This window comes from Aminobacter ciceronei, assembly GCF_014138625.1.
In the GTDB taxonomy this organism is placed as follows: Bacteria; Pseudomonadota; Alphaproteobacteria; order Rhizobiales; family Rhizobiaceae; genus Aminobacter; species Aminobacter ciceronei.
Genome location: NZ_JACJHY010000037.1, coordinates 15,878 through 29,025 on the forward strand (window position 1 = coordinate 15,878; position 13,148 = coordinate 29,025).

The 13,148-nt window shown below is 60.6% G+C and carries 12 protein-coding genes and 1 pseudogene; 8 read left to right on the plus strand and 5 right to left on the minus strand.

The annotated features are described in order from the left end of the window. Positions 1–546: 546 nt before the first annotated feature. On the plus strand, positions 547–3,114 hold the full coding sequence (locus HNQ95_RS28035; protein WP_182575752.1) for a cation-translocating P-type ATPase: 2,568 nt from the start codon (positions 547–549) through the stop codon (positions 3,112–3,114). A gap of 190 nt (positions 3,115–3,304) precedes the next feature. Here the strand turns inward: HNQ95_RS28035 and HNQ95_RS28040 are convergent, their stop codons facing one another. Next, on the minus strand, positions 3,305–3,769 hold the full coding sequence (locus tag HNQ95_RS28040) for a CHRD domain-containing protein (RefSeq protein WP_154386830.1): 465 nt from the start codon (positions 3,767–3,769) through the stop codon (positions 3,305–3,307). Positions 3,770–3,917: 148 nt separating this feature from the next. Between HNQ95_RS28040 and HNQ95_RS34290 the strand changes: the two genes are divergently transcribed. After that, positions 3,918–4,052, plus strand: coding sequence for a sunset domain-containing protein (locus tag HNQ95_RS34290; protein ID WP_446680312.1), 135 nt, complete (start codon positions 3,918–3,920; stop codon positions 4,050–4,052). A gap of 333 nt (positions 4,053–4,385) precedes the next feature. On the opposite strand, the gene HNQ95_RS28045 is transcribed toward HNQ95_RS34290, so the two are convergent. Further along, entirely contained in the window at positions 4,386–4,658 is a 273-nt protein-coding gene (locus tag HNQ95_RS28045; protein ID WP_154386816.1) for a DUF6522 family protein, read from the minus strand. Positions 4,659–4,801: 143 nt separating this feature from the next. On the opposite strand from HNQ95_RS28045, the gene HNQ95_RS28050 reads away from it, so the two are divergent. The 3 genes and pseudogenes from HNQ95_RS28050 to HNQ95_RS28060 form a co-directional block, all read left to right on the plus strand. Beyond that, the gene (locus HNQ95_RS28050) at positions 4,802–5,266 is read left to right on the plus strand and encodes a group III truncated hemoglobin (protein ID WP_154386817.1); all 465 of its coding nucleotides are present in this window, start codon (positions 4,802–4,804) and stop codon (positions 5,264–5,266) included. Positions 5,267–5,312: 46 nt separating this feature from the next. After that, positions 5,313–5,744: an RrF2 family transcriptional regulator gene (locus tag HNQ95_RS28055; protein ID WP_154386818.1), complete on the plus strand. Its 432-nt coding sequence runs from the start codon at positions 5,313–5,315 to the stop codon at positions 5,742–5,744. 217 nt (positions 5,745–5,961) lie between these two features. Further along, a pseudogene (locus HNQ95_RS28060) lies at positions 5,962–6,363 on the plus strand (IS91 family transposase); the annotation flags it as partial. 348 nt (positions 6,364–6,711) lie between these two features. Here the strand turns inward: HNQ95_RS28060 and HNQ95_RS28065 are convergent. Continuing rightward, complete coding sequence (locus tag HNQ95_RS28065; RefSeq protein ID WP_182575721.1) at positions 6,712–8,361, minus strand: ABC transporter substrate-binding protein; 1,650 nt, start codon at positions 8,359–8,361, stop codon at positions 6,712–6,714. Positions 8,362–8,419: 58 nt separating this feature from the next. After that, positions 8,420–9,208: a HalD/BesD family halogenase gene (locus HNQ95_RS28070; protein WP_182575722.1), complete on the minus strand. Its 789-nt coding sequence runs from the start codon at positions 9,206–9,208 to the stop codon at positions 8,420–8,422. 102 nt (positions 9,209–9,310) lie between these two features. Here HNQ95_RS28070 and HNQ95_RS28075 point away from each other — a divergent pair, with 102 nt between their 5' ends. The 3 genes from HNQ95_RS28075 (at position 9,311) to HNQ95_RS28085 (ending at position 12,320) form a co-directional block, all read left to right on the plus strand. Further along, a complete protein-coding gene (locus HNQ95_RS28075; protein ID WP_154387619.1) occupies positions 9,311–10,228 on the plus strand; it encodes a LysR substrate-binding domain-containing protein in 918 nt (305 codons plus the stop codon). A 196-nt stretch (positions 10,229–10,424) separates the two neighbouring features. Continuing rightward, the gene (locus HNQ95_RS28080; RefSeq protein ID WP_182575723.1) at positions 10,425–10,667 is read left to right on the plus strand and encodes a hypothetical protein; all 243 of its coding nucleotides are present in this window, start codon (positions 10,425–10,427) and stop codon (positions 10,665–10,667) included. 165 nt (positions 10,668–10,832) lie between these two features. Continuing rightward, entirely contained in the window at positions 10,833–12,320 is a 1,488-nt protein-coding gene (locus HNQ95_RS28085; protein WP_154387578.1) for a gamma-glutamylcyclotransferase family protein, read from the plus strand. Between the two features lie 394 nt (positions 12,321–12,714). Here the strand turns inward: HNQ95_RS28085 and HNQ95_RS28090 are convergent, their stop codons facing one another. Further along, positions 12,715–13,116 (minus strand): RidA family protein, encoded by a 402-nt coding sequence (locus tag HNQ95_RS28090; RefSeq protein ID WP_154387577.1) that lies wholly within the window; start codon positions 13,114–13,116, stop codon positions 12,715–12,717. Between the last annotated feature and the right edge of the window lie 32 nt (positions 13,117–13,148).

Below are 13,148 nucleotides of genomic sequence, written 5' to 3' on the forward strand. Positions count from 1 at the left end.
TGCTCCTGCTTGGCGTGCTTTTGCATCCTATGGTTCTGGTCAAAAGGTAGAGTACCACAGGGGTTTGAACGACAGCTTCGCGCCTCCACGCCAGACGTTCCGAAGAGGTTTAAGGCTTCCCCGAAGCAGTCATTCGATAACGTTGCGAAGATCGGCTACTCCCGCCCCGAGCCATTCTCGGGCGGGATCAAGAGAGCCGGTCACCTCCAGCAAGATATGAGAGAACCTGAGCAGAAGCCGACTACGCTACGGCTTCGTTGGTCTAACGCTAGCGCGATGGGCAAAAGGCAATGATCGGAGCCTCGATCTGACGGTTTGCGGTGAATCAAAGCCTGGCCTGTCCATTGGGTTAAAAACGCTTGCGGCCATTTGGCCGCTGTTTGGACAGAAGCGAAATCCGATGAAACTCATGACACGTCGCTCGCTGACTACGCAGCCGAGGGTGTTCTCACGGATCTGCGGCTCCCTATCCTCCTGTCGCACTGAAATAGCGTCCTGTGAGAGCTGGCCATGACATTGGCTGACAGTCCGCCAGAAAGAGTTGACATGCCCCCGCCTATCGCGACGGCCGATCCATTTCCCGGCCTTTCAGAGGCCGAGGCACAAGCCCGGCTCATTGCCGAAGGGTTCAACGAACTGCCGAGGTCCACCCAGCGCACACCGGTGCGGATTGCATTCGAGGTCATTCGCGAGCCGATGCTTGCGCTCCTGTTTGGCGGCGGCGTTGTCTATCTGCTTCTGGGCAATCTGGAGGAAGCGCTGATCCTGCTGGCCTTCGCCACGATGTCGATCGGCATAACCATAATACAGGAGACACGCACCGAGCGTGTCCTGGAGGCGCTGCGTGATCTCACCAGTCCTCGCGCCCTGGTCATACGCGCTGGTGAACGCAAGCGCATCGCGGGTCGAGAAGTTGTCCGGGGCGATGTCGTCGTGCTTGGCGAGGGCGACCGGGTGCCTGCCGATGCCACGCTACTGCAGAGCCAGGACCTTCAGAGCGACGAATCGCTTTTGACTGGTGAGTCCGTGCCGGTTCGGAAGATTGCCGTCGACAGCGCCTCACCATTGACCGAACGTCGTCCAGGCGGCGACGACCTGCCTTTCATATTCTCGGGTTCACTGATCGTTCGCGGTTCGGGTATAGGAGAAGTCTCGGCGACGGGGCCACGAAGCGAGATCGGCAAGATCGGCCACTCGCTGAGTTCAATGGAGACAGAACCACCGCGATTGCAGGTACAAATGCGGCGCGTTGTCCGTATTTTCGCAATGGTCGGCGGCGCGGTCAGCGTCGTCGCGGTCCTGCTTTACGGGCTTCTGCGGGGCGGATGGCTTGACGCCGTGCTGGCAGGCATCGCGCTCGGCATGTCGATGCTGCCGGAAGAGTTTCCCGTCGTGCTGACGATCTTCATGGCCATGGGTGCGTGGCGCATATCGCAGGCGCGCGTCCTGACCCGCAGGGCCGCCGCGATCGAAACCCTTGGTTCGGCGACGATCCTTTGCACCGACAAGACAGGCACGCTCACCGAGAACCGGATGACGATTGCCGAGCTTCGGACGGCGGATGGAAAGTCGTTTCGGATTGCGGACAAGCCGGTCGCCGATCTGCCGGCGGCATTCGCCGATCTGGCAGAAACTGGTGTGCTTGCCAGTACCGAGATTCCTTTCGACCCCATGGAGATCGCATTTCACAAACTCGGCAAGGAACGACTGTCCAAACGCAAGATTCTCGACAATCTGGATTGGCAACTGGTCTGCGCCTATCCGCTTCGACCCGGTCTACTGGCGATGTCCAATGTCTGGCAATCGACAGGCGGCAAGGACAAGTCGCTGATTGCGGCAAAAGGAGCGCCGGAGACGATCGGGGCGCTATGCCATCTGAACGCAAAGGATCTGAAGGCCTTGCAGGGTTCGGTCGAAGCCATGGCGGCCGAGGGGTTACGTGTGCTGGGCGTGGCCCGTGTGTTTCATCGCAGCGACGCCTTGCCAGAGACGCAACACGATTTCAAATTTGAGTTTCTCGGACTGGTCGGCCTGACTGATCCACTGCGCGCGAGTGTCCCCGATGCCGTAAACGACTGCCGTTCGGCCGGCATCAGGGTGATGATGATCACCGGCGACTACCCGGCAACCGCCGAGGTGATCGCGCGCCAGGCCGGCCTCGACACCGAAAGCGTGGTGACCGGCAGCGAGATGCAGTCGCTCAACGACGAAGAGCTGGCGCTGCGTGTCAAAACCGCAACCGTGTTCGCGCGCATCATGCCCGAACAGAAGCTTCGTATCGTCACCGCGCTGAAGTCGAATGGTGATATCGTCGCCATGACTGGCGATGGGGTCAACGACGCGCCGTCGCTGAAGGCAGCCAATATCGGCATTGCCATGGGTGGCCGTGGTACCGACGTTGCGCGCGAAGCGTCGGCGATCGTCCTGCTCGACGACGATTTCGGTTCGATCGTCAAAGCCGTTCGGCTTGGCCGCCGTATATTCGACAATCTGCGCAAGGCCATGGGGTTCATCATCGCCGTCCACGTGCCGATTGCCGGTCTCTCGCTGCTGCCATTGCTGTTTGGCCTGCCAATCCTGTTCGGGCCGATACATATCGCCTTTCTGGAGATGGTGATCGATCCGGTGTGCTCGCTGGTCTTCGAGGCCGAAACCGAGGAAGACGATGTGATGCGCCGTCCGCCTCGCAACCCGGACGCTCCATTGTTTTCCGGCGCCTTGATCGGATGGGGACTTGTTCAGGGGACGCTGGCCTTCGCATTTCTCGCGGGCATATATCTTGTCGCCCTGAAGCAGGGCATGGCCGAGAACGAAATCCGGGCGCTTACGTTTTTCTCGCTGGTGCTGACAATCGTGGGGCTGATTTTTGTCAACCGCTCCTTCAGCGCATCCCTTATGACCGCGATCATCAGGCCCAATCGATCGCTCATTTTTGTTGTCGTGGTCGTCGCTTCAACGCTGGGCGGCACACTTCTGTGGCCGTTCGCCACCAGTCTCTTTCGCTTCGGGCCGCTGCATCTCAACGATCTGGCGGTGACGTTTGCAGCGGGATTTGCCGTGTTGGCATGCCTGGAGTTGCTGAAGCCACTCTGGCGCAGGCACCTGAAGGCCTAGAAGCAGATTCCATCAGCCGACACCAGTAGCCCCCTTCCACCCTCATGGTCGTTGCGATAACAGCCATTACCTAACCTTCGGAGACGCTCTTTGGGCGAGCAGCGCGTCCTCCCGCCGCGATCTCGTGCGCGGATGCTCGGCGCTCCAGCAAGGTCAGCGACTGGAGCAATAGGCGGGCACCGACCCTGCTTTAACTAATCGTCCGCCGGGCCCAACATCTGATCGGAGGCTGCGGTGCCTTTTCCACCTGCCCCCTGATTTCCCCATCGGGGAACTTCTGGGTATGGATGTTCAGGTACCATTTGCCCGCCTGCAGATCGGCCAGTTGCTGATCCGTTATGTCCGCCGTCCCACTGGCAACGGCCGCTGAAATATCGACTACGGGATCCGCATTTTCACCCGCTGCCGCAGGGCCGTGGAAATGCGCAGCTGTTGCGTCCCCGGTCAAACCGCTCGAGGTAACCGTCAATGACAGTTTCTTGGTAGTTGTATCCACCGTGACGTCTGCCGAGCCAGTCCCACTGCTGTCGGCCGGCGGAACTTCGCTGGCGGCCTTCAGATCAGCCTTGAATTTCAATGTTTCCGCATACATAGGGCTGCTCAAGAATGCCGTTCCAAGCATCAATGCGACCGTGGTTGTCTTGAAAGGCGACATCATTTCCTCCCTAAGAGCGGCTCAACCTTAGAGCTCGCTTGTTCGGTAGAAACACGAAGCGCGGCCGGCAGTTCCGGAGGTCTTATGCTTTGGCCCTCGTTGGTGAGCAGAACATTTGAAGCAGAGCGATTCCGTCACGCCGAGACGGGTGGCAACGCGCATATTTCACGTGCCCGGCCAAGAATACTACGACGAGAGTATCATCCGACCTGAGTTTGCCGAGCAATGGTTCTGCTCGGAAAGCGAAGCTCGCTCAGCTGGTTGGCGAAAATCCAAGTCTTGAGACCACTCACCCCGCCCGCTTCCTTTGATCCAGAAGTCCAGGAGGTGCCGGGGCTTGGCATCGGCGGCGGGCCAGCGATTGGCGTACGTCACCGAAGATATCTGTCCTGGGGCCGACAGGAGACCGACAGCTTCGGCGCTTAGATGTCAGATAGTGGGCCTTTCCGATGGGGTTCACACGAACATCATGATCACCGCATAGCCCACGGTCACCAGCACCAGGCCAGCGACCAGCATTGGCAAAAGAGTACTGCCAGAATCTTGATCGTTCATAACTTCATTTCCTGCTTCTAGGTGAACGGACTTTGATTGTCCGCGGATGAGATTGGTGGTGTCAGTTTGCCACCGCCGAAGCTTGTCCCAATTCGAAGGACTCCTCACTGACGATGCGGTTGTCAGCATCGACGATTGCACGCCAGACCGAGTTTCGATTGCGCACGGTCAGGCGCTTTCGGCCCTTGTCGCCGTCGATACCGAATTCCACCCTGCTGGTTACGAGGCCGAGGCGCATTCGTCGTTGAAGTTCGTTCTCTTCAATGGAAAGCCGCTGCGCCAGGAACCTTGGCTCCAGGACATAGTCTCCGCTCTGGTCAGGCTCGAGCTTCATCCGTTTTCCTTCATCGCGGCGACGCTGTGCGACATAAACATACATTGACGATATATGTTTTAATCTGCATCGTGAAGCCTGAACGGACGTCAAAAACGAACGACAAAGGGCCGCACCAGGCTCGCTGACGGCGGGAGCCCGGCATGAGCGAAGACACAAGACGTGAAACAACGATCGTCATCGACGGTCGCGTGCTGCCCAGACAGCTGGATGAGCAGATGATCCGCGACGTGGTTCATGGTTTCTACGCCAAGATCCAGAGGGATGCCCTGCTCGCACCGCTGTTCAACAAGTCGATTGCGCCGCATGACTGGCCACCACACCTGACAAAAATGTGTGACTTCTGGTCATCCTTGATGCTTCGCACCGGCCGTTACGACGGCCGCCCGCTCCCACCACACCTGACCCTTCCTGGCCTTGGCGAACAGCATTTCCGGCGATGGCTTTTTCTGTTTCGCGCAACCGTCAACAATCTGTGTCCGCCGGAGATCGCGGCGCTGTTCATGGAGCGGGCTTTGCGTATCGCGCATTCCTTCCGCCTTGCGCTGGCCCACAATCGCGGTGAAAGCACCTTGACCGTAGAGCCGATCACGGCCGAAAGCCTGTAAGCTGCCGGACATCCGGCAAGCAGGCATGCGGTGAGATTGGATCGAAATGCGACTGACGAATTTTTCCGACTACACGCTCAGAATGCTTATGTTTGCGGCGTCCGCGGGGCATCAGCTGTTCACCATCGAAGAGACAGCGCGCGCCTTCGGTGTGTCGAAAGCGCATCTCAACAAGGTGGCCAACACGCTGACCCGCGCTGGCTATCTTGTCGCGGTTCGCGGCCGGTCTGGTGGGTTGAAACTCGGTCGCCGGCCAGAAGACATCCGGATCGGCGACGTCATCCGGTTGACCGAGCCGGATTTCGCACTGGTCGAGTGCTTCGCTACCGGGAACCAGTGCACAATCACACGGTGCTGCAAACTTTCCACCATGCTGCACGACGCGCTGTTGTCGTTCCAGAGCACCCTTGATCGATACACGCTCGCCGACATCGCGCTGAAGCCCACCGATTTCCTGGGGGACACATCCCGCGCCTAGCGACGTGCCGACATGGGCAGTGCCAGTGATGGCGGAGCCCGGTGTTGGCCGTTGCGACCGGCGGCGGTACGCCCGATTTTTCGCTGCACGCCGAGCACGAGACCGACGGCGACCCTGCCCCTCACTGCGTTTGGCCCGAGGAGGACCCGTGACCGGGCGGTCTCTGCGTGAGGCTCAGCCCTGCAGGAGGCCATTTGTCCCTAGACTTTCGGGCGCCACCCGGCTGGTCGCGCTGCACGAAGCCGGACGGCTCGCCTTCTTCGGATCGCCGGCGCACCTAGCCGAGCGGCGAGCATTCCTGCGCCACCTGTCGCCGGTCCGGAAGAAGCCATGGGTGGTCTACGCCAAGGCGCCCTTCGCCGGGCCGGAGGCGGTGCTCGCCTATCTCTCCCGCTACACCCACCAGGTCGCCATCTCGAACCGCCGGCTGATCGCCTTCGACGAGGCCAACGTCACCTTCCGCTACAAGGACTATCGCCGTGATAGCGCCGAGCGGCAGCAGATGATGACGCTCGCCATCGACGAGTTCATCCGTCGCTTCCTGCGCCATGTCCTGCCGCGTGGCTTCCACCGCATCCGCCATTACGGTCTGCTCGCCGGCTCCTCGCGCAAGGCCAATCGTGTCGGCTTGGCTGTGGTGTTCGCGCTCGCCAAGCGCATCAACAAGGAGTGGGATGAGGAGGCTATGGGTAAGGCACTTCAGCCCGAGAGCCTTAGCCTGGCAGCGGACAACTACTTCAAGTCCCTGTAAGATGCGCGGCGAATGCTCGGCAAGAAGCTCAAACTGAAGCGAACGGACGGTGAGGAGGAAGATCAGGAGAATGCAATGGCCTAATATGGGATGGCTGAAGGGCGGGACCACAACCCGCTCCAATCCGACGCTTCATACAAAGCTATCTGATGACCGCTGCGTTATCCTTCAAGAGTTCCGCTTTGGAGCGAACCCAATTCGCGCCGGAGCCGCCGCCTATGCGTCGAGCCAGACCTTTTCCAGGAACATGCAGAATGTCGGGTGCATGGCCATGCCTTTCACCTGCGGCGCCGTGTGGTGGTAGAGCTTGCGCCAGAACGGCTGGATGATGATGCCTGAAGACTGGAGGATCGCTTCGATCTCCGCCATCAGGACGCGGCGCTTGTCCGGATCGGGAATTGCCAGTGCTTCGGCGAGCCTGTCGTCGAATGTCTTGTCGGCGAAAGCCGTCTCGTTCCACGTTCCATCCGACTTGTAGGCCAGGCTCAACACCTGAACCGCCAGCGGCCGCATCGCCCAGTTGGTCAGGGAGTAGGGGTATTTTGTCCAGTCGTTCCAGAAGGTCGACCCGGGCAGGACGGTCCGGTTCACCTTGAAGCCGGCCTCGCGAAGCTGCGCGGCTATCGCATCGCCGGTGTTCTTCTCCCACTCTTCGTCGACGGTGATGAGCTCGTGCTCGAAATCGAGATGGCCGGCCTCCGCCATCAGCGCCTTCGCCTTTGCGACGTCCCGACCGATCGCCGGCAGCTTGGCATATTCCGGATGGATCGGGCAGACATGGTGGTTCTCCGCCGGCGTGCCGAGGTCGCCATAGCCGAGTTTGAGCACTGCCGCGTTGTCGACCGCAAGCTGGAGCGCGTTGCGCACACGCCTGTCGTCATAAGGCTTGGTCGACAGATTGGTGCGGGCAACGATCGTGCCGGCGGTGACGACCTCGGATCTGACCAGCTGCAGTTGATCCAGGATCGCGACGTAGTCTCCCGAGGTCTCGTAGTTGGCATGCACTTCGCCCGCCTCGAAGGCACTGGCCGTGGCTGCCGGATCGGTGCCGTAGTCGATGAACTCGACGCCGTCGAGCAATGCCTCGCCGCCCCACCAGCTGCCGTTGGCGCGCCGCCGCAACACGGCGCGCTCGCCGACAGCGTAGGAGACGAGCTCGAAAGCGCCGGTGCCGATGGGGTTTGCGGTGAGGTCGCCGCCGGATTCGTCGAATGTGCGATGAACCAGAAGCGCGGAATACTCGGCCAGCCCCGCCACGATGGAGATGTCCGGCCTGGCCAGCACAAGCCGGACCGTGTGGTCGTCCACCTTCACGATCGATCCGGCCCGCGCCTTGCGGGTGGCAGGGTCGATCAGCGACGCCATGTGCGTGGCCATCGAGTTGCCTTCGACACTGCCGTCGCACCAGCGGCCGAGATTGAAGATCACGTCATCCGCATCGAAAGCGTCGCCATTGTTCCAGGTCACGCCTTTGCGGACATGAAGCACATATTCGGTTGCGTCGTCATTGGCCTCCCAGCCATCGAGCAGCACGGGCTCGAAGGTGAAGTCGTGCGTGTAGCGCACCAGTGGTTCGATGACCTGCCGGGCGACATTCGACATTTCGGACCAGTCGAAAAGCCGTGGATCCTTCAGCGGCTTGACGAACATCGCGACCTTCAGCGTTCCGCCCTTCTTCGGCGCAGGCTGCCCGGCGCGTGCCGGCGCGGGCAGGCCGAGCATCGCGTAGGCAACCGCCGTGGAGGCACCGACAGCGCTTGCGATGGCGAGGAATTCCCGCCGGTCATACAGCCCCGAGCGGACCGCCACGGCGAGCCTGTCGATCGAAGCCGGCACCGGCGTGCCGTTGCGTTTGAAAAATGTCATGCTCGTCTCCCCGGATTCACCTGGCTATGCAATGGCAGTGGACGCCGCAGGCGGCCCGTCAGGCAGCCCGCCCGTAGAAGCCGAGCCGCTCTTCGGCACTGAAAACGACGCCTGGCCGCTCGTAATAGGAGAAGACGGCGACCATGCGCTCGCGGCTGCCGGCGACGGGCGTGACCCGGTGGGCGGTGTTCTTGCCCCTGAAGACATTCAGTGTTCCCGGCTTGAGGCGCTTTGCCTGCACCTGCGGATCGTTGCCCTCGAGCAGCCGCGAGACGCCATCGTAGTTGGGATTGTCGTCGGATCGCAGGTCGGTGCGATACTCGAACACGCCGCCCTGGTCCGGAGCCTGAAGCAGCAGGGTGGTGGTGAATTCGGACCTGTCGAAATGCCAGTTGAGTGCCTCTCCGCTGCGGTAGGCCATCACATTGGTCCGCGCCAGCGGGTCTGCCATCATATGAAGATCCGGCTTGCCCATCGTCGCTGCGAGGAACCGTGCCAGTGGCGCATATTCGTAGATCGAGAGCAGGATGCTGTCGGGTATCTGGTCCGCGCAGATCGTGTGGCCGATCGTCTCGACTTTCCGCAGCGCCGGATGCTCGGCCGGAAGCTCGGGGATCTCAGGCTTGAAGTAGATGTTGTGAACGCGCCGATGCTCATGCGAGCGGCTGTCCATGACCGGCTTGATTTCGGCGGTCGCGCGCTCGGCGACACCGGGCAGCAGAAAGCCCTCGAGGTCGTACATGCCGTCGGCCGCAAGGGCTGCCCGCGATCGTTCGACAAGTGCCGTCCAATCGGCACTTCCCTCGCGATCGAGCGGGAAACGGTCGAAATCGATGATGTTTTTCACGTGCTGTCCTCCTGGGTTGCGGTCTCATGTGGCGGCAAAAAAACCTTTCGCTCAACGTGGAAAATTGTTATTTGCCCGAAAGAAAAACTTCTGGAGGCTGTGATGGAAAGGCTTCCGCCGCTCAATGCGCTCAAGGCATTCGAGGTCGCCGCACGCACCGGCAACTTCACGCTGGCGGCGCGTGAACTGGGGGTCTCGTCTGCTGCGGTCAGCCAGCAGGTGCGCAATCTTGAAGCCTATTTCGGCAAGCAACTGTTTTTGCGCATAGGCAATCGCATCACGCTCACCGATGCCGGCCATGCCATCTATCCGCAGACGGCACGCGCCCTAGGAGACATCGCCACGGTGACGTCCCGCATCCTTGAAGGCGAAGTGCGCACGCGGCTGGTGGTCAGCGTTCCTTTCTCCCTGGCCGAGCACTGGCTGACGCCCCGTCTCGGCATGCTGCTTGCGGAGCAGCCGCGCATGGCGATCGACATTCGTGTCGAGGACGACCCGATCGACATGGCGCGCCATGGCACGGATGTGCGCATCAGCTATGGCGACTATCACTATCCCGAACTGGTCAGGGTGAGCCTGCTGCACGACGACGTCCTGCCGGTCTGTTCACCGGAGTTCCGGCGCCGTCTTGATATCGACACCGGCGATATCGCCGAAGTGCACGACAGCGTCTTCATCCACACCAATTGGGGACCCAATTACGCTTCCCATCCGACCTGGTCGGAGTGGTTTGCGGCACAGGGAAGCGCGCTGCGCCCCGACCCGTCGCGGGGACGGCGTGTCGGCCTGTCCAGCCTCGCCATCTCGGCGGCGCGTCTTGGCCTGGGCATCGCGCTCGGCCAGCGCGTTCTTGCCCGCGCCGACATCGAGGCCGGACGCCTCATGGCGCTGTCTTCCGCCTCGATCAGGCTCGGGCAGCCCTATTGCGCCTTCGTACCACCGGCCAAAAGACAACGCAGCGATGTCGTCGGCCTGATCGAGCTGTTGAAAGCGGATACTCCGGACACGCCCTTTGGGTGATGTTCCGAGACGTCAGCTGCCGGCGACCGCGACGTGCGGAAGCTCGCCGGCAGCGTCTGCTTTCAGGCGGTGGCAACCTCCATGGCCGGCGCGCGGGCGCGAAGCTGTCCCTCGGTGTCGTACACAAACGGCAACGGCGAATCCAAGGACATCGAAGCTGTCTTGATGTGGTGGCGCAAGGCAGCGGATCAGGGCCATGCTGTCGCCCCTTACAATCTCGGTACGGTTTTTTTACAACGGCATTGATTTGGCAAGGGACTACGAAGAGGCGGCGCGCTGGTTCAGCAAGGCTGCGGCCCAAGGTGATGCGGACGCCCAGGCACGTTTGAATTCGATGAGGGAGCTGATCCGTCGCAGGATACGCTGTAGTTTTTGTTGCGTGTTTTCCATTCGGGCCGATCCGGCGGCTTTGGGGCCGGTTGCGGTCTGGCAGCTTTAGGCGTCCAAAATGCGAAAACGGACATTCAGCCCCGAGTGACTCATAGGCTCCCAACCTGGACATCCCGCTTTGCCGCGCCGGTTTGAAAGCTAAGCGACATCGGCCTACTGATGAGGTTTTCGCAAACCTTTGCACGGTGCGACTAGCCCGTCGCGGGAGTAGATCATGTTGAAAGCTACCGAAGAGGAAGTCGAGGAAGTCCGGGAATATTTTGAATGGCAGGCGCCCGACCTCGAAGTGACTTTCATGCAGAAGGTTTACTCGGAAACCGTTCTCAACACCTGCCACGACGTGTGGGACATCCACACCAACAAGGATCGCTGGTGGGTCATCACGGGCGGCACAAACCTCTACTCTCAGGAGCAATTCCCCAATATGGACCTTGCTCTGACCTTCCATATTGGCCTGATGTTCCGCATCCCGCGTACGGAAAAACAACAGGAAGGCGATCTTCGAATCCTTCCGTTCGGTCCTGTCTTCGAGAAGATAGAAGAAGCTGGCACCGCCGTGACACAAGCGCGAAACCTCTCGGACTATCAGGCCGTCGGCGTTCGCTGCCGCGAGGCGCTACTCGAGCTGATCGGCGTCGCGCAGGACGCGGCAATGTGGTCAGACACACCGCCACAGCGTGCGAACTTCCGAGCGTGGACGGAGATCATCTGCAACGGTCTTTTGCCGGGCGACACCAATAAAGAGCGTCGCGGGGCCCTCAAGAGCGCGCTCGAGTCTGCATGGACGGTTTCAAACTGGCTGACGCATTCAAAGTCGGCCACGTGGATTGATGCCGACATGGCGCAATCGCTGATCCAACACGCCATCGGCATGGCGACATCATTGATCATTCGCGAGTTGCGCGGGGTGCCTTCCGAATGCCCGAACTGCGGCTCGCCCCATCTCGAACCCGACCACGGCGAAAATACTGAGGCACCGGGCATACTTTGGGAACGGCCACTCTGCGCCGATTGCGGATGGGCCGGCAGGCCCGTTCCAATCCTCGACCTTGAGGATGGGCAGCCCATCATCACACGCGAAGGCAAAGAAACCGTCGAGTGCAGCATAATGACAGTACCGCTGCGCACGATTCTGAAGCCGGGAAATCCCACCATCGAGCCGCTGAAGACAGAAACCGGACCACCGGAGCACGTCGTCTATTTTGCCTATGGGTCCAATATGTCGACCGCCCGGCTGCGCGAGCGCATGCCGAGTTGCAAACCACTCGGCATCGCTACCTTGCCGGGTCATGCGCTCCGTTTTCATAAGCGCAGCACGGATAAGTCCGGGAAGTGCAACGCATTTGCCAGTGAAGGCGATAGGAGTGTGATCGGGGTCCTATTCAGCTTCGATCCTGCCGAGCGTGCCAAACTGGACAAGGCCGAAGGCGTTGGTAACGGCTACGAGCACGCGACGGTCACGGTCATTAATGAAAAGGGTCGCAGGCAAAAGGTCCTTACCTATCTCGCCACCCCCGACTACATCGACGACAACCTCAAACCCTATGGCTGGTACAAGGATTTTGTGCTTGCAGGTGGCAAGGAACACGGTTTGCCCTCGGAGTATATTACTGAATACATTCAGTCGGTTGAGGCGATCGAAGATCCAAACAAGAGCCGGGACAATCGGCAGCGGACCACGCTCCGAAGTCCCGGGCAGTGAGACTGCGGTGTCGGAGTAGTCTGCGGACACTTCTGGGGCGAGGAAGGGGCCGGGAGCAGTCGGTCCGCTGTCGGGGCGAGCTCGGCGGATAGCTGACATTCGCCAACGCCTCGGCGGCCGGGACATGGCCGCGCTCAACCTAGACGTCCGACCTGACTTGTCAGCCAAAAGAAGAAGTGCTGGTTTGTGGTGGAGGGCGTACTCACTTCCGGTAGCACGATGTCATCCGAGGTTGATAACGACCCGAAGCTCGCCGGATTTCAACTCCTGCTCGATCAGGTGCCGTGAGAGCAGTGTATTACCCATGCTGGCAAGCGCCGCCTCGATGATTATCGAGATTGATCGAAGCGGTGCGCCAATCCCTGCGGGCCAGCTAGGTTGCAGACCTCGGTCGTTAGTCGTCGATCACCGCCATGGCGTCCAGTTCGACTAGGCAACGAGGATCGTGCAGCACTGCTTGCACGCGTGAGCGCACCGGCCAATTCGCCTTGAAATGCCGGGCATAGACCTCGTTGAATACGTTGCCGTGGCGGCAGTCGGCGTCGCCGTTGCGGGCATCCGACAGAAATGCCGTCAACTGTACGACATCGTCGAGGCTCGCACCGCCTGCCTCCAGCGTCCGGCGCAGGTTGGCAATGGCTCTGTCGAGCTGTTCGGCGAAACTTCCGCTCCAGTTGCCGTCGTCGCCGCGCCCCGCCTGCGCCGACACGAAGACGAACGTGCCTTCCGTTTTGACGATGTCGGAAAAGTAGGGATATTTGGCCGGATGATCGGGAAGAGTGATCGCTTGTTTCATGTATATGTCCCCGAATAATGCCTTTGCGAGCG